Below are 20,265 nucleotides of genomic sequence, written 5' to 3'. Positions count from 1 at the left end.
TGATCATTTCGAGTCCAGCCTTAGGCTTTCGGCATCTTGCGCTTCAAAACCGCGTCGTAAACATCAAGCGTCTGGTCGGCAATGTTCAGCCAGCCATATTGTTCTGCCACAAGAGCGCCCTGCTCCGCCGCTTTGCGGGAATCGAACGGCACGGCGAGTTTTGACCGCATCGCCGCGGCCAGTTGCTCAATGTCGCCAAGCGGGAAATAGTCCTGCTCGGGCAGGCCGATTGCAAGGTTGGCCGTGATGTCGCTGGCAAGCACCGGCAGCCCGGCACCCATCGCCTCAAGCAAGGCAATCGGCATGCCTTCGTGGCTCGAAGGCAGCACGAACAGCCCGGCATTCTCGTAGAGGATGGAAAGATCATCACCCGTCTGCATGCCGGCGAGAACCACGCCGGGAACATCAGCGGCAAGTTTTTCGACGTCCTGCGAATAATGCGCCATGTATTCGGCCGATCCCACCAGAACCAGCTTGACCGTAGGATCGGCCAGTTTGGCAAAGGCCGCGATGAGATCGTGCTGGCGTTTTTCCGGCACGATGCGTGCAACCAGCATGATGTAGCGCCGCGACGTGAGCCCGAGTTTCCCGAGAATGCCCGTATCCGTCTGGCTCCTGCGGACCGTCACGCCGTTCGGCACATAGTGCACCGGCACGCCGTAACGGCTTTCCATTGTCCGCGCGATGTCGTTGGACACGGCAATGCGCGCGCGCGCAAAGCGCATGCCGGCCTTCTCGCCCAGTTTCAGCATGAGCTTGGCAAGGCCGCCCCATTTCTGCCGGTCGTAATCATAGCCGTGATGGGTGACGACGACCTTCAGGCCGAAGAGACGGGCCAGCGGCGTCATCAGCGCCGGACCGATGGCATGGATGTGCAGAATATCCGGTCGATGATAGGCGGCAAACAGCACGCCGAGCGCCGTATGGGCGATCGCCTCGAATTTCACCGAACCAGGCGACCACAGCGGATGCACCTTCACCCGCTTCCACGTATAGGGATCGGGTGTCAGCAGGTACCGCCTGCGGCCGAGAACCGTGACATCCCAGCCCTTGTCGACAAAATGCCGGCTGAGTTCCTCGACATGCTTTTCCACACCGCCCTGCACCTCGGGGATGCCGCGCAGGCCGAGCATCATCACCGTGGGTTGCTTTGCTGCACCGCGTCCGTTAGCCATCAGGATACTCCAAGCGTGGCGTAGAGATCGACCATGCGGTCGCGATAGGCAGCCGCCGAGAAGTCGCGGGCGATCCACTCGCGGCCATTCATGCCCATGCGCGAACGGGCGGCGGCGGTCATGTCCGCCATGGCACCGATGGCACGCGCCAGGTCATCCGCATCGCCGGCAATGGCGGTCATGCCCGTTTCGCCCTCGCGGATCATTTCCGGAATGCCGCCGATGGCCGCGCCGATGACCGGCCGGCCGAGCGCATAGGCTTCCAATATGCTGACGGGCGCGTTTTCATACCATTCGGAGGGCAACACCAATGCCCTGGCTTCGCCGATCAGGCGGCGCAGATTGTCGCCCGAGACATATCCGGCGAACGTGACATCCGCACCCAGCTCCGCAACGAGGGCCTTGAGCATGGCCTCGTCCGGGCCGGTTCCGGCAATCACCAGCCGCTGCCTTGCCAGCGCCGCGGCGCGGATCAGGGTAACCAGCCCCTTCTCCGGCGCGAGACGTCCGGCAAAGACGAAATAGTCGCCTTCGCTCCAGCCGGTGGCGAATTCCTGCGTATCGACAAAATTCGGGATATAGACCAGCTGTTCCGCCGGCCAGCCCCATTCGATCAGCTTCTCGCGGTAGAACCGGCTCGGCACCACGAACCTGTCGACCTTGTTCCGGTAAAGCCCCAGCCCGCGATGCACGATGGTCTCCAGGAACACCAGGCCGCTGAGGACAAGCGAGCCCTTGATGCAGCGGTGCCGCACGACATTGTAGATCCGGCCGCCGCGGCACTCCTCGCAGACATGGCCGTCAACCAGCATCTTGTAGGCGGGACAGGCGAGCTTCAGGTCATGCACGGTCATCACGGTCGGAATGCCCGCCTTTTTCAGCGTGGCAAAGATCGAGGGCGAGAGGTGATGATAGACATTGTGCGCGTGGGCGATATCGGGCCGGGCCCGCTCGATCAGCGCTTCGATGCTGCGCTGCGCTTCGAAGGAATAGATAATCTTGCCGGCCTGGGCGACTTTGGTCAAAAGGCTGCTTTCCCGCCCATACTCGATTTCGGAGACAAAATGCTCCGACCAGGCAGAGGCATCATTGTCCGGATGCTGCATGGCAAAGGGAATGACCTCCCAGCCGATTTCGGCAAAGAGCTGCATGTGCTCGAGGAATATCGCTTCGGCGCCGCCGCGCCGATAGAAATAATTGTTGATCGCGAGCAGGCGCTTCGACGGGGTGGAGGCGTTCACGACGGATGCCTCCCCGCGCTGAACTGTTCCAGCGCATCCCGCACCGGCAGGACCGTGCATCCCAGCGCCAGCGTATGGGCGACGAGGCGTTCGAACGTCTCCGCCGTGCACCCGAAATCCGTCGGCTGCGACGCGATATCGTGGGTGAAAAAGATGAGCCAGCCAGGCTCCGCGATCAAAGTATCGATCCAATGGGTCAGGCCGCGCGCATGGCTTTCCGGCTGGCGGATTTCCACGCCCCAGAGAAAGCCCGGATTGACGGCGCCGCGATTGATGCGTTCGCCGCCGGCACGGCAGGTTTCGAAACGGCTGCCGAAAATGCCGCGTCCCCGGAACGACCCGGCATTGTAGGGATAGGCGAAATTGCGGCGGCCCTCCTGTGGTGCAACACTGTCGAGATAGGCCTTGTTCCGCTGCAGATCCGCGGCAAGCCGCCGGTTGCCCATATGAGACACCTTCGTGTGGGAGAAGGTATGGCAGCCGATCTCATGACCCTGCTGCGCCAGGGCCCGGCATCCCTCGCGGGAAATCAGCGTGCGCCCGGGTTCGATCTGTCCTTCCAGCGACCCGGCGATATAAAACGTGCCGCGGACGCCATGGCCTTCCAATATCCGTGCGCCGTTGGTCAGCGCCGTATCGGGCACGTCATCGAAGGTGAAGGACACGACCGGGCGCGATACGGGTATATGCAGGCGCGGTCCGGGCATCCGGCGCATCAGCCTGTCGGTGATGCGGTCCGACCAATAGTCCAGTTTTTTCAGAATGTCAGGCATGGGCGACCGTCAATCTACCTTGTGAAGGTGTTGGGCTGACAATGCTGGCATTTGCTTGCAGGCGCAGGCCGAACACGGCGAAGAGGAATGCGAACCATAACGGGCTGCCGCTCTGGAAGAACATGCTTTCCACGCAGGCTGTATAGATCCCGTACAGCCAGACGCGAACAAAAAGCCGCGTGAGGGCGGGATTGTTGGCTGCTTTATCCGCCCTGCCTATGTCGCGCAGCGGCAGAAAAAGCAACCATATAAGCGTGAGAACCAGCCCCGGTATCCCGGTTGTCAAAAGCGTGTCGAGATAGCCGTTGTGGCCGTTATAGGCGGCAACGGCCCACGTCTCGACATTGCCGCCGCTGTAGACCAGTTCCTCGGTTTGCCAGAATGACTGGAATCCATAACCGGTAAAGGGCTTTTGGGCGATGGCGGAAAAGGCGAAACGCCAGATGTCCGTCCGGTTGGTAAAGGTGGCATCGATGCCGGCAGCGGTGATGAGGGATCGTATCGGTTCGAACACCGCCGATCCCACGGCAAGAATGTTGAACAGTGCAATCCCGGCAATGCCGATCAGCGCCCGTGTCCACTTCCAGCGCTCGAATATCCAGGCAAGAATGAGAACACCCGGCAATGCGGCGGTGGATGTCTTGCCGCCGGTGTGCAGCAGAAACACCACCGAGAGGACAATGATCGCGATACCTGCCAGTCTCTGGCCTGCGCTATGGACGAACAGTCCGAAGAACACCGCCATCACCATGACGGCGGCCGCGACGTTCTTGTGGGGAAATTGACCGCGCCAGAAACCCGCATTCATCGGCTCGCGGATTTCCGATGCCTGGTGAATGGCCCGTGTAGGAAGGGCGATGACGCCAAAATAGGCAAAGCCCAGCATGATGAGCGTCGCCAGGCCAAGCAGCCTGCCAAAATGCCGGTCGGACTGCGGCAGCAGCAGGAAGACACTGGCGTTCACGCAAACCAGAATGGCAAGGACGATGCGTTTCAGGGCGATATCGGGATGCGCGGACAGCGCGGAGACCAGAATGAACCAGGCGAACAGCAGGACGAGCAGCCCGCGCGGCTGCATGATCGTCCGGCGCATGGGGCTGCTGAGCCCAAAGGCGATCAATCCTGCCGAGAGAACCAGCGTGACAAGCTGATTGACCACGTTGGAGTTTCCAGCGCTCGGATCGACCGAAGCCGCGCCCGTCAGATCGACATAGGGCGTGGTGGTGATCCAGAAAAACAGGAAAATCGCCACGAACAGCAATGCGCCGACACCACCCGCTGCGGAGGTCGTGGGCGCAGTTCTGGTTTCGATTGTTCCCATAAAAGAACGTATCCTGCTTAACTGTTCTTCGCCTTGCGCTCGGCGCGCATGACCCCAAGCAGGCCGGTGGCGATGGCAAGGCAGGCGCCCAGGCCCAATCCGGCAAATGTTCCGCCGGCGGCAAGCAAGGCCGTACGCGGCGGCCAGCTGCGGCGCAGGGGCGGTATGGCGGACGAGATCACCCGGATATTGGTGCTGTTGAGCTGCTGGCGCTCCGTCGTTTCACCGGCGCGCGTCAGGAAAGTCTGGTAGATGGCGATTTTCGTCGCCATGTCGCGTTCCAGATCGTTCAGCCGAACCTGTGCATCATTGTCCATGGAAACGGAGGAGCGTGCACTCGCCGCCTGCTGCTTGAGCGCATCGACCACGGATTTCGCCTGGTCCAGATCGACCTGCGCCGCCCGCAGGATACGCCCGGTTTCCTGCGATATCTGCTGTTCCAGGCCGCCGAGCTGCGACCGGGCGCGGATCAGTCCGGGATAACGCGGCCCGTAGGTGATCGACATGGAATCGACCGTCTGCTTGACCGTCGCATATTGGGCGCGCAGGCTGGCGAGCGTGGGCGACTGCAATGTCGCCGACGGGCTCGTCTGATTGGGTGTCGAGGCTGTCAGCTCGTTGTAGCGCGACTGTGCTTCGACCAGCCGGGCATTGGCATCCACCAGCTTCACGTTGATCTGCGCCATGGACTGCGAACTGATCAGCTCCCCGGCGCTGGTCTGGAGACCATGATCGCGCTTGAATTCAGCCACCTTGGCCTCCGCATCGGAAGCGCCCTGCTTCAGCTCCGCCAGGCGGTCGGTCAGGGCTGAGGCCGCGCGTCCGGCACCGTCGGCCTCCGCCTGGGCGACTTCCTCCTGGAAGGCCTTGGCCAGTGCATTGGCAATGCGCACCGCCGTATCGGGATTGTTGGCCCAGGCCGCGATGGTCACCATGTAGGAGCGTTCCTGGCGGCGTGCGGTTATTCTCTCGGACAGGCTGCGCATGGCTGCCAGCGTTTTGTCGGCGACCGCCGGCTTGCTGCCGAACAATGAACCGAGACTGAAGCCCGGACCATCCGTGCCGACAAACTCCGGATCGCTGGCAAGGCCAAGCTCATTGACGACGCGCCGCAACACATTGCCGGAGGTCAGCACGAGCATTTTGCTTTCAACGTCGAGCAGCTGCGTGTCGCCCTGCTGGTTCTGCACATAGATGTCGTTCGGCAGGACCTGAAGATTGGCCGGCGGCACGAGCAGGTCCGTATAGACGGTATAACGCGGCTTCGCGCCCATCCCGTAACCGATGCCGATCAACGCGCCAACGACGGCCCCAATCAAAACCCAATACCAGCGGGCAAGCAGCCAGGAAATCAGCGAACTCACATCGATGTGCGGCAGGGAAAAGGCAGCGGCCGGGGCCGGTTTCCGATCGTCACGCACAGGAGGCTCGACGACAGGTCCCTTGATAGGAGCTGCCGGCTGCAGTTTACCCGTCGCGTCACGCAGTTTGTACATTCAACAATACTCTGTAAGCATCAATCAAACCGTAACGGTTTAACGGTAATGTATATCTAAACGATAGATTGCAAATTTTGGTTAATAAATGGCTATCTCCCTTTGGCCTGCTGAACAATAAAGATGAAAATGCCAGCCCTCCGCCCAGGTCGTAGAACATGAAGAAGTTGAGTGCTGCGGAAATCATCGCTGGACTGCCGCGGCTCCTGCCGATGATCATGTCCTACGCGGCGTCGAGCGGCAGCCTGCTGATCGCCAATGCGGCGCAGCTGGTGACGTTCGCCATTCTTGCCCGCTCCTTTGGCGCCGTCGAATTCGGCGTCTTCGTTTCCGTAACGGCGGTGACCAGCATCGCCGTGCATCTGTGCGGCCTCGGCGCCTCGGAATGCCTGGTGCGGCGCGTCGCCCGCGACCATGCCATGTACCCCGTCATGATGGGGCACAACCTGATCCTGACCCTGACGAGCGGTGTCGTGCTGGTGCTGCTCGGCATCGCCATTCTGCCCTTCTGGATGAAGCTTTCGCCCGATCCCACCGAGAATGTCATCGCGATCCTGCTGATCCTCATCACCAACATCATCCTGGTCCGCATCATTCTGCTGACCGAACAGATCTTTATCGGTCATTCGCAGTTTCCTGCGGCCAACCGCTCCGTGGTCGGCTTCGCCTTTGCCCGGACCGCCGCCGCCGCGCTTGCCTGTCTGGTTTTCGGCGTGACCAGCCTGGTTGATTGGGCCATATGGCAATTCACAGCCCATGTGCTGGTCCTGATCGTCTATATGTGGTCATTGCGCAAACTGGGCCGGCCGCAATACCGGATCGTGCGCGAGGAAATCCGCCTCGGCATTCTCTTTGCAACCCCCTTCATCTTCCGCGCCATCCGCCAGAATGTCGATCTTCTCATGCTCGGCATCATGGCCAATCCCGAGGTCGTCGGCAGCTACGGTGTCGTGCGCCGTATCGTTGACAGCAGCTATCTCTCCATCGATGCCATGAACCGGCTGGTTTATCCGGGCCTTGCCCGCCTGAGCATCGATGGCATTCACAACGCGATCGGGCGGACCAAGAAGATATTGCTGGCCGCCCTGGGGATCGGCATCGGCTCGGCCCTTGCAATCTTCATCATTGCCCCGTTCCTGCCCATTCTCTTCGGCCGCGAATATGTGTCATTGGTCTCGTTCTGCCGGATTTTGAGCGGAACGGTGGTCTTTCTTGCCATCTGGTCGGTGGCAATCGATGCGCTTGGGGCGGCGGGATATCACGGTCCCCGGGCGGCAATTCTCAACACCGCCAATGCGGTTGGCGCGGGACTGATTGCCTGGGCCACCTGGGTCGCGCCGCCGCTCGGAACATTCGTCTCGATATATGTCATCGAGATCGCCATCATGATCGCCGCATGGCTGGTTCTGCTTCGTCTGGCGCGCAACAGCCGTGTCGCTGCGCAGGAAAGATCGTTTACCACGTAGAACATCTTGCCATCGGAATTGAAGAATCGCGCCCTGGTTGCATTGACTATATGCTTCGAACATCGAGATAGTGCAGACTCTTAGTCGGGATATACGTCTGCATGGGGATGGAGATGAAGCGGGGAAGACAGATACGTCCGATGACTGTGGACGATATTCCTCAGGTCGGACGCCTATTCTATAAAACGTTCCGCAACCGGGCCAGCAATTCAAGCAACGCCTTCAACGATTATTTCCAACAGCTGTTTTTCGGCAGCCCGATCTACCAGCAGCAATATGGCAGCATCGTTCACGAGACTTCGGCAGGGCACATCAGCAGCGTCGTTTCGGCCGTGCCGATGCAATACATGGTCGACGGCGGGATCATAACGGCGCGTCTTCTCTGCGCTTTCATGACGGACCCCGACATGCCCTGCCATGGCGCAGCCGAACTCGCGCTGACCATGCGGCCGCGCAATCAGGATCTCTGTTTCACCGACAGCGCCTCCCCCGCCAGCGCCGGGGCGTTCAAGGCGGCACGTGCCGCCCTGTTGCCGGTCCACGGGCTGGACTGGTGCCGGGTTTTCCAGCCGGCCGGTTTTTTTGCCCGGTCGGCGGCCAGCCGGTCAACCCTTGGCCGCCATGCCGCCCGGCTGCCGATAGCACGGCCGGTCGACCATATCATCAGACGGATGATACCGGGGCTGCATGTCGAGCCGGGCGCGGGAATGCATGATGAGGACATGGCGCCGGAGCTGTTTGTGGCAACCGTCCAGGACTTTCTCTCCGACTATCCGGTCCGTCCTGTCTGGTCGGGGCCGGAGCTGAACTGGATTCTGGATGTCGCCAGACTGAATGCAAGCCTGGGAGATCTGAACATCCGCTCGGTCTGGGATCAGAACGCCGAGCTGATCGGCTGCTTTGTCTATTTCGGACGCCCCGGAATGATTGCCCAGGTGATGAACATATTTTCCCAGAAGGGCAAGGATGCGCTCGTGATCAACCGGATGATGTATCATCTGGAACAGGCCGGGCTTGTGGCGGCCCGCGGTCACGTGCAGCCCCGGCAACTCGACGCATTATCCCGGCAAAGGGCAATGTATTACAAGCATCGCGCCCATACCTGCGTCAGCACGCGTCATGCCGGCGTCCTCAACGCCATCGACCGCAACGACATGTATATTGGCGGACTGGCCGGTGAATCGTGGAGCCGGCTCGTATCGGACTTCTTCTAGAACTCTTGCCGTTCAATAAGGAAATAGGTGGTGGGTCCCTCGGGTCCGTCGTTGGAAAGCCGCGTTGCAACCGCGCCGCTTCCCCGGGCAATCGCAGGCCGCACCCTGCCATCCAGCCCCACCGGCGAGACGGTCCAGCGTCCTTTCCCAGGCAGGGAGAAATCGACGCTTCCCACCTTGATGCGGGCGGGCAGGCGGCCGAAATCGGCGATGACCCGTTCTTCCCCATCCGAAAAGCGCATGGCGGTGTTCTGGGCATCGGTCGCGTAGATGACCAGCAGGCGGCGGCTGCTGCCGACCGGCCGGTCATCCAGCGCTGAAACGGCAAACAGGCCCTTGCCCGTGGCATTGCCGACGGTCAGGTTGGCAAGCGTGACCGTATCGGCAAGGTCGGCGAAGGCAATGGCTTCGGTTCGCCCGGTTTTCACCGTCATGCGCAGCTTGTTCTGGTCCAGGCGGATCTCATTCGTGTCACTCTCAAAGAGACCCTTGCCGGCATCCGTGCTGTTTTCGGGCACAAGCAGCCTGCTGTCGCGCATCGCGGCGATGAGTTTGCCGCCGGACGCGGGATCGCGGGGCGATGCCGCTACCAGACCGTGGGCTGGTGCCGATGGCGCATCCTTCTGCAACCCGATTGCCGCAAGCAGGGCGAGCGTCGTCAATGCATCGGGTTCCCGCTCATACATGTTCTGCGTCAAATCCTCCATTCCCCGGATGCGGAAGGGGATGGAAACCGGCGAGCCCTGCACATCGCCGCGCCTGAACAGCAGGGCCGCCAGCGTTTCGCCCGCACGCGCAACCGGATCGAGCGCAATGGCATAGGGCAGCATCTGGCGTTTATGGGCAAAATCCTCGCCATAGGCCAGCACGATGGGCCCATGCCCATGGCGGCACAGCACATCCCAATTCTGCAATGCCGCGTAGGCGGGCATGACAATGCCGGCCTCGTAACGATAATGGCTCCAGAAGAGGTGATCATATTCCGTGACGATAAAGGGGCGGTTCAGCCAGCGCGCCGCCGCCATCATCCGCATGTACGCCGCCCCGTCGGCGATCGAGCTCTTCTGACCGAGCGAACTGCCCGGCTCGTAGCCCCCGACCCAATCCTGATAGGTGTTCATCGACACCGCCTGCTGCCCTGCCCGCGTCAGGCTTGTCTGGACACTCGGCCAGTTGTTGTAGGGCGCCACCATGCCCCGGTAGCCGAGATCGCGCAGCGCCGCCGTCATCCGTTCGGCGGAACGCGTTTCCACATCGACGAAGAAGGCCTGCAGGTCGCGCATGCGCGGCGTCTTTTCATAACGATTGCCCGGCAACCCGACCGTTGCGTCTTCCAGCCGTTCGCCAGCCTCCACCGCGCCCCATGCACGGGAAAGCGCTGCCGTCGAGGCATAGCGTTTTTGCAACCAGGCATTGAATGGAGGTTGCAGAAGCCGTGAATATTGCGGCTGGCCATCGCGTTGATGCAGGATGCTGTCAAACTCGATGCTGTTTTCGTTGAACGGGATGATCGCCACCAGAGCCGGATCGCGGATCGGCGCGATTCCCGTATAGGGATTGACGGTCGCCAGTACCAGTTGCTGGAATTTCAGCCAGTGCTGAAAGGTCTTTTCATCGATCTGCACCTCGAGCTTCATGTCGCCGGTGAGATTCCAGCGATCGTCATATCCGCCATAGGCGCCGCGGGTGGAACTCAGACCGTCCATCATCCAGTAAATGCCGTTGCGCTTCAACGCCGCCATCAGATAGCGGAAACGGTCCATGGTTTCCGGATCGAAATCGAAATCAGCGGCACGGCCGAACATCAGCGCCGCATCGACAAAATGAAAGCGCGCGATGTTGTAGCCATGCATTTTCAGTTGGCGGGCATAGCGGTCAGCCCCGTCATGGTCGGGAAAGCCACCGGAGGCCGGGCTCCAGCCCAGCGATGCGCACAGGAACCGCACGGGGCTCGTCTCCGCATCCGCACGGGCCAGCCGGCCGTCCCCATTGATGACGATCCGGCTCTGCTCGCTGATCGGCGGATTGGGCAGCAGCGTGGAAAAATCGAGAGGACTGCCGCTTTGCAGCTCGAGCGACACCTCCCGGACCGGCGACCAGACATCGCCCGCCCTCGCCGCGCCCGCGACGAGCAGGAAACCGAGAGCGAAGGCGGCCAATCTCAGCGTGGACATGATGCGGTGCATTCCTGTGTCTTTGAGGGCAGCCTAGTGATCCTTGGAGACGACCTTACTCTCGATCCAGTCATCCGGCTGGCGGCGGGGATGGAAAAAGCCGAGCGGCAGGGCGGCGGCATGGAAACACCAGGCAACAACGGCATAGACGCCCAGCGACAGGCTGCGCTGTTTCAGGCTCATCGCGGCAACGACGAGAACGATCAAAGCAGCATCGATCAATAGCGCCGTCTTCTTGTCGGGCAGGAAAACCAGAAGCCCGATCATCGCCAGCCACCACAGATAGACCCCGGCCCACAGGCGAAGTTCCGGCAGTTCGTGCACCAGTTTGTTCCAATGGGGGCGGCCAAGCGCGGCACGCAGCAATTCGCCGACGCCCCGCAGATATTTCGACCGCCAGCGCCGCACCAGCAGCGTGTAAGCGTTGATGGAGTGGCCGAAATGCGCGACGAAACGGCGGTCAAGCCGGTGCAGCTCCCATCCGAGCGACCGCAGGCGCACGCCCAGGTCGAATTCCTCATAGCCATGCAGATTGCGGTCGGAGAAATAGCCGGCCTCGGCGATGGCGGCGCGGCGGTAAAGGCCGCCGCCATTCATGCGGTCAATCGATCCCGTCCGGTTTTCCGGCGACACCCGGCGCACCCGGCGGGTGAATTCGAGATTGTCGACGTTCATTTCCACCACATGTCCCGTCACCCCGGCAACCCGGGGATTGGCTTCGAGAAATGCAATGGCCGCAGCGAGGAAATCCTTGTCGAGCAGCATGTCGCCATCCATGAGGCAGACAAGATCGTGATGACTGTACTGGAAGCCCAATTGCGGGCCGATGCCACAGCTGGGCTTGGCCGGATTGACAATCTGCGCCACGGTCACCGGATAGCGCATGGCGATTTCGACCGTCCGGTCGGTGGAACCGCTATCGGCCACGATGATTTCGACCGTGCCGCCCGGCAAGGCCTCCAGCGCGCTTTCAATGGCCGCTGCGATGCGCTTTTCTTCGTTCAGCGTTTTCATGATAATCGAAACGGTCATCAATCAAGTCCTGCCCCAGTCTGGAAACCGCTACACTGCACCGCCATCCCGCAATGGCGTATTCACTATCGTATCTCTTATGGCATTAGCGCAACGCGCGTAAGACTTTCCACTTGAGCGGCCTGAGTTTCTGCCACAAGGGCGTCGCACGCAGCCTCTCCATCACCCGCAACCGCGTTGCAATGATCCGTCCCCGCGCCGTGCGGACAAGCGTCATCTTCTTCAGGTCGATGGTGACGTCGCAGCAATTCAGCTTCCATGGCTCGTCGCCGATGCCGAGGTCCAGGCAATCATAGCCGCTATCGAGCAAATGGCGCAGCAGCAGATAGTGCAGCACCCGCCCCGGAGAATATTTGGACCATTCGCCGGATTCAAACGTGAACACCAGCCCGTAATAGTGCCTGCCTTCGACCAGCCCCCACATCGCCGCGATAACCTGGCCGTTCACGACAAGCGCGGACAGGTGCAGCGCATTTGCCGCGGCAAAATTGTCGGTTCCCAGTGTGAAAAAGCTCTGCTTCTCCGGCTCCTTGTCGAAACCCGGCACCTGCGTTTCTTCAAACCGGCGCTGTTTCTGGGCAAGCAGCGTCTCCAGAACAAAGGCGCGTTCTTCCGGTGTCCCGGCAATCAGCAGCCGGCATTCGCCCAGCCGCTCCAACGCCCGATGCCGGTTCCGCAGGTTCTTCGACCCCGGCTGCGACTGATCGACCTCCGGCCAGCTGCGCTTGAGGTTTGTCAGGTGGCACGACTCGCCGTTCAAGTCTTCAGCCAGCAGGAACAACGGATTCGTGCGGTCGCGGATTTGCTCAGGCATTTTGTCGAAGATCGCCATGTCGAACGGCGGCAAGGCTTTCGCAATCCGGTTCCACAGCTGTTCGGCGGATGTCCGCGTCCATTCATCGCCGTTGGGAAACAGGATCGGCGCGTTGTAATCCGCCACGCCATCATCGACGAAGGTGAGGACGCGCCCGCCATGCCGGGACGAGAGGCTGAACGGCAGAAAGCACAGCGGATTTCCGGAGAGATCCCAGACCTCGACCAGACAAAGCCGATTGCCCGGCCGGGTGCCATAGGATGCCAGCCACGTCTGCAGGAATGTGGTCGTCTGGAAAATATACTGCCTTGCATCCGTGGCCGTACCGGCCGCCGGCCATTGAGGCGAGAGCTGATCGGGATGGCTGTAAACCCGGATATCATATTCTGGAATCACAAACATTCACCCCTTCACGACAGACGCATACGTGAACACTCCATCCACAACCAGCATAATCGATTGTTTAACATACATCTTATTTACGCTGTATTATCCGGCTTCACATTGATTGATCGAGCTGTCTACAGGTCTGCGGAGCATGCATGGTTGAACCGGAATTGGCAATTCAAGGGACGGAGGCACAGCCCATCCAGACCGACGTGGTGATCATCGGAGGCGGGCTGGCAGGAGCCAGTGCCGCCACCGCGCTGTTCCGTCAGGGCTACGATGTGACCCTGATCAGCAGTCACGAGCGTCATCCGCCGGACTTTCGCGCCGAGAAAGTCGCGCAAACCCAGATGGAGCTGTTCGAGCGCATCGGTCTTGGCGATGTCGTGCGTGCCGAGGTGACCGCGTTTGACGGCGTATGGCTCCACCGATTCGGCCGGTTCGAGCGAACCACGACGCCCGAATATGGCGGCGATTATTCCGATCTGGTCAATACAGTGCGCCGTGCCATCCCTGCGGGCGTGCGTTCCATTGTCGGCCGGGTCGATGACATTACGACCAGCGAAAACCTGCAGCATGTGACATTGTCCGATAGCCGGAAATTCACCGCACGGCTCCTGATCGTTGCCACGGGGCTCGGCGATACGATCCGCAAGAAGCTCGGGATCGAACGGGACATCATAAGCCCGCAGCATTCGCTGTGCTGCGGTTTCGATCTGGTACAGCCGCGATCGCATTTTCCCTTTCCATCCCTTGTGTGGAACGGGGCAAAATTCAATGACCGCGTGTCCTACCTCACGCTCTTTCCAATAGGCGATAAAATTCGCGCCAACTTCTTCGTTTATCGGACATCGTCGGAGGAATGGACCCGCACATTCCGGGATCAGCCCGCGCAGGGTCTGCGCACAGTGATGCCGGGTCTGGAAAGGGTGTTTGGCGAAATCACCATTGCCGGTCCGGTCATTGCCCGCCCCATTGACCTGGTACAGGTGCACAATCACGAACAGGATGGGGTTGTTCTCATCGGGGACGCCTTCTGCGTCGTCTGCCCGATCACCGGCACGGGGATTGAAAAAGCCCTCACCGACGTGGACCGGCTGTGCAACACATATATTCCGCGCTGGTTCAAAAGTGCGGGCATGTCCAAGGCAAAAATCCATGAATTTTACGCCGACCCCATCAAGACAGCCCGGGACGCTTCGGCAATGAAGATGAGTTTCGACGCAAAGAAGATCAAAACCGACCTTGGCATGCGCTGGAAATTGCGGCGGTTGCGCAGCAACACGCTGGGCCGTGCGCGCTATGTGGTGCGCGCCACCGTCAAGCAGCTGCGGTCTCCGGCACCCAAATAAGTCGCGGCGTATCGGGATTTCCGTTCACGGCCATTCCGCAATGACCACGCCGGACAGCATGTCCATCTGCATATCAGGCCGGTCGAAGGGCGGCGCCATTCCCGAAACGGAACGGGCCAGATGCTCCTGCGGGATTGCACGGGCATTGATGACGCGGACATTTTTCCAGCCATTGGCTTCGAATGCCCTGACATAGTCCAGCGGGCGGCGCCTGTTGGGCTGTCCGGGAAAGGAAAACAGCCGGTAAAGACCTTCCGAGTATCGATAGATATTGTTCGGATCCTGCTCGCGGATCCAGCGGGAGTGTGTCTGATAATCGACAATGTGCTCGGCGATGCAGCCGCTACGGGCAACCTTGGAGATATTGGCAATCGTCGCTTCGATGTCGTCATAGTGTTCGAATGCGGCACAGCTCAGGATCAGGTCGAACTTTCTGTTGTCCGCCAGCCGTGGAATGTCGAAATCCCGGCCGACGCGATAGCTGAATAGGTCGGAATCGGGGCCTTCGGTCAGTTGTTTCGCCCGGTCGATACTGGGAGCATAGGCTTCGCGCTCCGGAAACCGGTCGAAAAGTCTGGCAAAATAGGCGGCTGGCTCCGTGCCCGCGAGTTCGAACACGTCAACGGCACGATAGGACTTGGCGCCATAGCCGAGCAGGATGGCGCCGGTGCCGAGCGACGACCCCGGACACAGCTCAAGGACGTCCTTGCCCTCCAGATCGAAGCCGGCGGGCAGATACCGCTTCCACGAGGCGACGGTGTCGTAGACATAGTCGATGCGGCCATCGGTGTCGGAACGGTCGACCTTGTTGGGCGTCGTATAGCCCTGCAGCTTGTTTTTTGCCCAGGCCAGAGCAAGGAAAACAACGCCGATACCGTACATGGCCGCATTGCGCATACTGTGTCCCATTCATTACCCCGTCACTTGATTCTTTAACCGCCGGCTGGCTGTGCATGTTCGCCTGCCAGGCATTAGAGAGCAGTTTCGTTTCCAGCGTCAACCGCTGGTTGCCAACGAATTTCACTCCGCAAGGCGAGCCGACGCAGGCTTGCAATTTTTCTCGACCTCATGTCGGGATCAGCGATAGTGGTTCGTCTTGAGGAAGAAGGAGTAACGGGATGCTTTACGCCATACTTTGCTACAACATGGAGGACGTGGTCGGTTCGTGGTCCAAGGAGGAAGACGACCTTGTCATGGAACGGCTTGGTGTCGTGCAGGACAAGCTCGCCAAATCAGGCAAGCTGGGGCCTGTCGCCCGGCTGCTGCCCACGACTGCTGCGACAACGCTGCGCAAATCCCGCGGCGAGCCGCTCGTCATCGACGGCCCCTTCGCCGAGACCAAGGAACAGTTTCTCGGATTCTACGTGGTTGACTGCGAATCGCTCGACGAGGCACTCGATATCGCCCGCGATCTGGCGCAGGCCAATCCCGGACAGGGGTCCTACGAGATACGCCCGATCGCCCTGTTCAGACCCGGATCGGGTTCCCAATGACCGACCCGGCCTGGATCGATGCCGCGCTGACAGCCGCGCGCCCGCAGGCCGTGGGTGCCCTGTTGCGCTATTTCCGCAATCTCGACACGGCGGAAGAAGCCTTCCAGGAGGCCTGTCTGCGCGCGCTGAAGAACTGGCCGAAGAACGGCCCGCCGCGCGATCCCACGGCGTGGTTGATCTTCGTCGGCCGCAACAGCGCCATCGATACCGTCCGGCGTCAGGCCAAGCAGCAACCGCTGCCGCCCGAAGACCTGCTGTCCGACCTCGGAGATGCCGAATCGGCCATCGCCGAGAAGATCGACAGCGCCGACTACCGCGACGATATCCTCCGGCTGCTGTTCATCTGCTGTCATCCCGATCTTCCGGCCACGCAGCAGATTGCGCTGGCACTGCGCATCGTGTCGGGACTTTCGGTCCGTCAGATCGCCCGGGCGTTTCTTGTCGGTGAAAGCGCCATGGAGCAGCGCATCACCCGAGCCAAGGGGCGGATTTCCTCCGGCGAAATCCCGTTCGACACACCCGATGCCTTCGAGCGGGCAGAACGGCTTTCGGCCGTGAGTGCAATGATCTACCTGATCTTCAACGAGGGCTATTCAGCAGGCAGCACGGAAGTGGCGGCGCGGTTTCCGCTCTGCGACGAGGCGATCCGGCTGGCGCGCCTGCTCCTGCGCATTTTCCCCGCGGAACCGGAAATCATGGGGCTGACCGCCCTTCTGCTGCTGCAGCACGCCCGTGCCAAGGCCCGATTCGACGCGGAAGGCGCGGTCGTTCTGCTGGACGATCAGGACCGCGGCCTGTGGAACCAGACGATGATCGCCGAAGGGCTTGCCCTGATCGACAAGGCCATGCGCCACCGGCAGCCGGGTGCCTATCAGGTGCAGGCGGCCATTGCCGCCCTGCATGCGCGGGCCCGGCAGCCGCAGGATACGGACTGGCTGGAAATCGATCAGCTCTATGCCGCGCTCGAACGGATAAGCCCCTCACCCGTTGTCACGCTGAATCGCTCCATAGCGGTGGCCAAGGTGCATGGTGCCGAAGCGGCGCTGCTGCTGATCGAGCCGCTGGAAGACAGGCTTTCCGGCTATTTTCACTTCTTCGGCGTCAAGGGCGGGCTGTTGATGCAGCTTGGCCGCAGCCGGGAGGCGCGCATTGCCTTCGACCGCGCGATAGCCCTTGCCAATACACCGGCGGAAGCCGCCCACATCCGCATGCATCTCGACCGCCTCAGCCAGAACTGATCGCGGAAAAATAGGAAAAATTCGGATGCCGTGTCGGTCTCGCCGATTGCCATTCGTCCTTGCATCGAAACCCTTCACGCAGGAGACCATCATGACATCCACCAGCGAAATCACCGACCGCGACCTCGTCATTACCCGCATCATCGATGCGCCCCGTGCAAACATATTCCGGGCCTGGACCGAGGTCGACCTTCTCAAGCAGTGGTTCGCGCCACTGCCCTACACAACGCCGCACGCCGAGCTGGACGTGCGCGCCGGCGGCACCAGCGTCATCGTCATGCGCGGACCCGATGGCACCGAGTTTCCCAATCAAGGCGTCTATCTCGAAGTCGTCGAAAACGAACGGCTCGTCTTCACCGATGCCTATACCAGCGACTGGAAGCCGTCGGAGAAACCGTTCATGACCGGCATCATCACGCTGGAAGATGCCGGCGGCGGCAAGACGAAATACACCGCGCTTGTCCGGCACTGGACGGTGGCCGACCGGGAAGCCCACGAAAAAATGGGCTTTCATGCAGGTTGGGGTCTGTGCACCGACCAGCTCGCAGCCCTCGCTGCCAGGCTCTAGAACCCTTCATTTCACCTGCAAAAAAGCCATCCGGAACCCGGATGGCTTTTTGTCGGGACATTGAAGCGGATCAGGCGTGTTCCGCCTGATCCGGATGCCGGCGCCGGTAGCGGATCGACGACCAGAGCGAGAAGATGATCAGTGCCGCGCCGATGAAACCGGTGATCACTTCGGGAATATGAAACAAGGTCTGGCAATACATGATCACCGCAAGCACGAGGATCGCGTAGAATGCCCCGTGCTCGAGATAGCGGTACTGGCCGAGCGTCTCCTTCTCCACCATCATGATGGTCAGCGCGCGCACGTAGAACGCACCGATGCCCAGACCGATCGCAATGACAAACAGATTGGTCGACAGGGCGAACGCACCGATGACACCATCGAACGAAAAACTCGCATCGAGCACTTCCAGATACAGGAAAGCGCCAAGCCCGCCCTTGTGGACCGTGTCCATCTGTTCCTGCGAAGCATCGAGAATCGCGCCAAGCCCCTCCACCACGAGGAAGGTCAGCAGGCCGTAAATGGCTGACGTCAGGAACGTCACCGACTCCGCACCCTCGAGCTGCCTGGAAAAGAAGATGATCAATGCCAGGACCACGCCGACCTCGATGCCCTGCACCGAAGCAAAGCGGGACGCGCGGCTTTCAACGACGCGAATCCAGTGCACGTCTTTCTCATGATCGAAGAAGAACTTGAGGCCGACCATCAGGAGAAACGTACCGCCAAAGGCGGAAATGCCGACATGGGCGTCCTGCATGATCCGCGCATATTGCTCCGGATTTGAAATGGCCAGCTTCAGCGCCGAAATCGGATCGATCCACGCGGCGATCGCAACAATCGCCAGCGGGAAGATGATCCGCATGCCGAACACGGCGATGATGATGCCCCAGGTCAGAAACCGTCGCTGCCAGACCGGCGTCATGTCCCGGAGAATCCTGGCGTTCACAATCGCATTGTCGAAGGACAGCGAAATTTCAAGAATGCCCAGCACCGCACAGATGAAGAGGACTGATAATGTGCCTTCGACCGTTCCCGAATAGACGAACCCTATCCACGCGCCGAGCGCCAGTCCAACCGCCGTGAACAGAAACGGCCAGGTGAAGTACTTGTAAGTTGCCATATTTAATTCCTGCTAGAGTCTCCCAGATTGCTATCGGGGCCGGAAATCAAAACGGCGGTCACGACCGAGAGATCGGAACTTGTGTACCGGTTGAATATGAATTCGCGCGCAATAGCAATCACCCGCCCCCCTTAGACTGCATAATCCTGTCGCAATCCTGTCGCGGCTCCGGTCCGGCTGTCAATCCGCGGGTTTGCGGACCGAATAGATCACCACGGGCAAGGCGGAGCGCCACGCATCAAAGGAACCGAGCGGCTGCGCCTGCGCAACGGCAAGTTTTGTCAGCTCGCCGCCGAACCTGCCGCGCCAGCCGATCAGTGCCGCCTCGCTCTGCAGGGTCACGGCATTGGCCACAAGCCGCCCGCCCGGCTTCAGCGCGTTCCAGCAGGCCTCCATCACGCCGCTGTCGGTAACGCCGCCGCCGATGAAAATGGCGTCCGGGCTGGCCAGACCAGAGAATGCTGCCGGGGCTTCCCCCCGGACCAGCTGCAGATCCGGAACACCCAGCGCGCGGGCATTGCGCCCGATGACGCCTTGCCGCCCGTCATTGGCCTCCACGGCGATTGTCCGGCAGGAGGGATCGCTCCGCATCCATTCGATGCCGATGGAGCCGCACCCCGCTCCCACGTCCCACAACAGCTCTCCCGGACGCGGTCCGAGCCGCGCCAGGGTGACGGCGCGGACATCCCGCTTGGTCAACTGGCCGTCATTCTCATAGGCCTCGTCAGGCAGGCCCGAAAGGATGGGATAGGACCGCGCCTCCGGTTCGGCCGGTCCGCAATCCACCGCGAGAACATTGAGATCGGCGCCCCGGGGGTGATGCCATTCCCCGGCCAATCCCTCGACGCGGTGCTCCGCCGCCCCGCCCATATGTTCGAGCACCGTAAGCCGGGCAGAACCAAAGCCATTGGCCGCCAGCATCTGCGCGACCTGCGCCGGCGTGCCGCCATCATTGCTGAGGATCAGCAGCTTTGCTCCCGGCGTGAATGATCTGAACAGGGTTTCCACGGGCCGCCCGTGCACGCTGAGCAATTGGACTTGCTGCACCGGCCAGCCCATGGCCGCCGCCGCAAGGGAAAAGGAGGACGGCGCGGGCAGAATGCGCATTTCACTCCGGTCGATGAACCGCGTCAGCGTTGCCCCCATGCCGAAATGCATGGGATCGCCGCTGGCAAGCACCACCACTTGGGTGCCGCGCAACGCCGTCAGGGTGGGATAGACATCGGAAAAGGGCGTCGGCCACGCGATCCGCATTGCGCCAAGTGTTTCCGGCAGGAATTCGAGGTGCCGCCTGCCGCCGAAAACCGTGGTGGCATGGTCCAGCGCGGCGCGGGCATTGGCACCCAGTCCGCCATAGCCGTCTTCACCAATCCCGATAATCGTCAGCCAAGGCGTCATGTC

General features: G+C 61.0%; 17 protein-coding genes. 6 read left to right on the top strand and 11 right to left on the bottom strand.

Annotation, left to right across the window (positions count from 1 at the left end; all coding sequences use genetic code 11):
• Positions 1 to 20: 20 nt before the first annotated feature.
• From ACZ25R_RS23515 to ACZ25R_RS23495, 5 genes are read right to left on the bottom strand one after another with little or no spacing between them, the layout of a single operon-like run.
• Entirely contained in the window at positions 21 to 1,175 is a 1,155-nt protein-coding gene (locus tag ACZ25R_RS23515) for a glycosyltransferase family 4 protein (RefSeq protein WP_472462369.1), read from the bottom strand.
• On the bottom strand, positions 1,175 to 2,416 hold the full coding sequence (locus ACZ25R_RS23510; protein ID WP_472462368.1) for a glycosyltransferase family 4 protein: 1,242 nt from the start codon (positions 2,414 to 2,416) through the stop codon (positions 1,175 to 1,177). Before ACZ25R_RS23510 ends, ACZ25R_RS23515 begins: the two co-directional genes overlap by 1 nt.
• A complete protein-coding gene (locus ACZ25R_RS23505; protein WP_472462367.1) occupies positions 2,413 to 3,189 on the bottom strand; it encodes a polysaccharide deacetylase family protein in 777 nt (258 codons plus the stop codon). Before ACZ25R_RS23505 ends, ACZ25R_RS23510 begins: the two co-directional genes overlap by 4 nt.
• Positions 3,182 to 4,510: an O-antigen ligase family protein gene (locus ACZ25R_RS23500; protein ID WP_472462366.1), complete on the bottom strand. Its 1,329-nt coding sequence runs from the start codon at positions 4,508 to 4,510 to the stop codon at positions 3,182 to 3,184. The genes ACZ25R_RS23505 and ACZ25R_RS23500 overlap by 8 nt, the downstream gene beginning before the upstream one ends.
• A 17-nt stretch (positions 4,511 to 4,527) precedes the next feature.
• Positions 4,528 to 6,006: a GumC family protein gene (locus ACZ25R_RS23495; RefSeq protein ID WP_472462365.1), complete on the bottom strand. Its 1,479-nt coding sequence runs from the start codon at positions 6,004 to 6,006 to the stop codon at positions 4,528 to 4,530.
• Between the two features lie 158 nt (positions 6,007 to 6,164).
• Here ACZ25R_RS23495 and ACZ25R_RS23490 point away from each other — a divergent pair, with 158 nt between their 5' ends.
• Both ACZ25R_RS23490 and ACZ25R_RS23485 read left to right on the top strand, forming a co-directional pair.
• Entirely contained in the window at positions 6,165 to 7,472 is a 1,308-nt protein-coding gene (locus ACZ25R_RS23490) for a lipopolysaccharide biosynthesis protein (protein ID WP_472462364.1), read from the top strand.
• A gap of 140 nt (positions 7,473 to 7,612) precedes the next feature.
• Positions 7,613 to 8,686: a GNAT family N-acetyltransferase gene (locus ACZ25R_RS23485; protein ID WP_464661562.1), complete on the top strand. Its 1,074-nt coding sequence runs from the start codon at positions 7,613 to 7,615 to the stop codon at positions 8,684 to 8,686.
• On the opposite strand, the gene ACZ25R_RS23480 is transcribed toward ACZ25R_RS23485, so the two are convergent.
• The 3 genes from ACZ25R_RS23480 to ACZ25R_RS23470 all read right to left on the bottom strand — a co-directional run bounded on the left by ACZ25R_RS23480 (position 8,683) and on the right by ACZ25R_RS23470 (position 13,108).
• On the bottom strand, positions 8,683 to 10,860 hold the full coding sequence (locus tag ACZ25R_RS23480) for a glycoside hydrolase (protein ID WP_472462363.1): 2,178 nt from the start codon (positions 10,858 to 10,860) through the stop codon (positions 8,683 to 8,685). The genes ACZ25R_RS23485 and ACZ25R_RS23480 overlap by 4 nt on opposite strands.
• Positions 10,861 to 10,893: 33 nt before the next feature.
• A complete protein-coding gene (locus tag ACZ25R_RS23475) occupies positions 10,894 to 11,892 on the bottom strand; it encodes a glycosyltransferase family 2 protein (protein ID WP_472462362.1) in 999 nt (332 codons plus the stop codon).
• Positions 11,893 to 11,977: 85 nt separating this feature from the next.
• On the bottom strand, positions 11,978 to 13,108 hold the full coding sequence (locus ACZ25R_RS23470) for a GNAT family N-acetyltransferase (RefSeq protein ID WP_472462361.1): 1,131 nt from the start codon (positions 13,106 to 13,108) through the stop codon (positions 11,978 to 11,980).
• Between the two features lie 140 nt (positions 13,109 to 13,248).
• Here ACZ25R_RS23470 and ACZ25R_RS23465 point away from each other — a divergent pair, with 140 nt between their 5' ends.
• Positions 13,249 to 14,445, top strand: a complete 1,197-nt coding sequence (locus tag ACZ25R_RS23465) for an FAD-dependent oxidoreductase (RefSeq protein WP_472462360.1) — start codon at positions 13,249 to 13,251, stop codon at positions 14,443 to 14,445.
• 24 nt (positions 14,446 to 14,469) lie between these two features.
• Here ACZ25R_RS23465 and ACZ25R_RS23460 read toward each other — a convergent pair whose 3' ends face one another.
• Positions 14,470 to 15,354 (bottom strand): methyltransferase domain-containing protein, encoded by an 885-nt coding sequence (locus ACZ25R_RS23460; RefSeq protein WP_472462359.1) that lies wholly within the window; start codon positions 15,352 to 15,354, stop codon positions 14,470 to 14,472.
• Positions 15,355 to 15,563: 209 nt separating this feature from the next.
• Here ACZ25R_RS23460 and ACZ25R_RS23455 point away from each other — a divergent pair, with 209 nt between their 5' ends.
• The 3 genes from ACZ25R_RS23455 (at position 15,564) to ACZ25R_RS23445 (ending at position 17,744) form a co-directional block, all read left to right on the top strand.
• A complete protein-coding gene (locus ACZ25R_RS23455) occupies positions 15,564 to 15,938 on the top strand; it encodes a YciI family protein (protein ID WP_223613625.1) in 375 nt (124 codons plus the stop codon).
• A complete protein-coding gene (locus ACZ25R_RS23450) occupies positions 15,935 to 17,176 on the top strand; it encodes an RNA polymerase sigma factor (RefSeq protein ID WP_472462358.1) in 1,242 nt (413 codons plus the stop codon). The genes ACZ25R_RS23455 and ACZ25R_RS23450 overlap by 4 nt, the downstream gene beginning before the upstream one ends.
• A 91-nt stretch (positions 17,177 to 17,267) precedes the next feature.
• The gene (locus ACZ25R_RS23445; protein WP_346305826.1) at positions 17,268 to 17,744 is read left to right on the top strand and encodes an SRPBCC family protein; all 477 of its coding nucleotides are present in this window, start codon (positions 17,268 to 17,270) and stop codon (positions 17,742 to 17,744) included.
• Between the two features lie 70 nt (positions 17,745 to 17,814).
• Here the strand turns inward: ACZ25R_RS23445 and ACZ25R_RS23440 are convergent, their stop codons facing one another.
• Together ACZ25R_RS23440 and cbiE are read right to left on the bottom strand one after the other, a co-directional pair.
• Positions 17,815 to 18,864 carry a DUF475 domain-containing protein gene (locus ACZ25R_RS23440; RefSeq protein ID WP_472462357.1) on the bottom strand — a complete coding sequence of 350 codons (1,050 nt, stop codon included), beginning with the start codon at positions 18,862 to 18,864 and terminating at the stop codon, positions 17,815 to 17,817.
• A 180-nt stretch (positions 18,865 to 19,044) separates the two neighbouring features.
• The gene (gene cbiE, locus ACZ25R_RS23435) at positions 19,045 to 20,262 is read right to left on the bottom strand and encodes a precorrin-6y C5,15-methyltransferase (decarboxylating) subunit CbiE (protein ID WP_472462356.1); all 1,218 of its coding nucleotides are present in this window, start codon (positions 20,260 to 20,262) and stop codon (positions 19,045 to 19,047) included.
• Positions 20,263 to 20,265 lie beyond the last annotated feature (3 nt).

It is taken from the genome of Phyllobacterium sp. RCAM01083, assembly GCF_055685835.1.
The sequence above is the reverse complement of the archived record's forward strand: the minus strand, read 5'-3'. Positions and strand labels throughout refer to the sequence as shown.

Coding starts and splice junctions, on each gene's coding strand:
- ACZ25R_RS23465 (WP_472462360.1), top strand. CDS start 13,249: ATGGTTGAACCGGAATTGGCAATTCAAGGGACGGAGGCACAGCCCATC.
- ACZ25R_RS23480 (WP_472462363.1), bottom strand. CDS start 10,860: ATGTCCACGCTGAGATTGGCCGCCTTCGCTCTCGGTTTCCTGCTCGTC.
- ACZ25R_RS23445 (WP_346305826.1), top strand. CDS start 17,268: ATGACATCCACCAGCGAAATCACCGACCGCGACCTCGTCATTACCCGC.
- ACZ25R_RS23500 (WP_472462366.1), bottom strand. CDS start 4,510: ATGGGAACAATCGAAACCAGAACTGCGCCCACGACCTCCGCAGCGGGT.
- cbiE (WP_472462356.1), bottom strand. CDS start 20,262: ATGACGCCTTGGCTGACGATTATCGGGATTGGTGAAGACGGCTATGGC.
- ACZ25R_RS23515 (WP_472462369.1), bottom strand. CDS start 1,175: ATGGCTAACGGACGCGGTGCAGCAAAGCAACCCACGGTGATGATGCTC.
- ACZ25R_RS23470 (WP_472462361.1), bottom strand. CDS start 13,108: ATGTTTGTGATTCCAGAATATGATATCCGGGTTTACAGCCATCCCGAT.
- ACZ25R_RS23485 (WP_464661562.1), top strand. CDS start 7,613: ATGACTGTGGACGATATTCCTCAGGTCGGACGCCTATTCTATAAAACG.
- ACZ25R_RS23440 (WP_472462357.1), bottom strand. CDS start 18,864: ATGGCAACTTACAAGTACTTCACCTGGCCGTTTCTGTTCACGGCGGTT.
- ACZ25R_RS23495 (WP_472462365.1), bottom strand. CDS start 6,006: ATGTACAAACTGCGTGACGCGACGGGTAAACTGCAGCCGGCAGCTCCT.
- ACZ25R_RS23505 (WP_472462367.1), bottom strand. CDS start 3,189: ATGCCTGACATTCTGAAAAAACTGGACTATTGGTCGGACCGCATCACC.
- ACZ25R_RS23475 (WP_472462362.1), bottom strand. CDS start 11,892: ATGACCGTTTCGATTATCATGAAAACGCTGAACGAAGAAAAGCGCATC.
- ACZ25R_RS23450 (WP_472462358.1), top strand. CDS start 15,935: ATGACCGACCCGGCCTGGATCGATGCCGCGCTGACAGCCGCGCGCCCG.
- ACZ25R_RS23460 (WP_472462359.1), bottom strand. CDS start 15,354: ATGGGACACAGTATGCGCAATGCGGCCATGTACGGTATCGGCGTTGTT.
- ACZ25R_RS23455 (WP_223613625.1), top strand. CDS start 15,564: ATGCTTTACGCCATACTTTGCTACAACATGGAGGACGTGGTCGGTTCG.
- ACZ25R_RS23490 (WP_472462364.1), top strand. CDS start 6,165: ATGAAGAAGTTGAGTGCTGCGGAAATCATCGCTGGACTGCCGCGGCTC.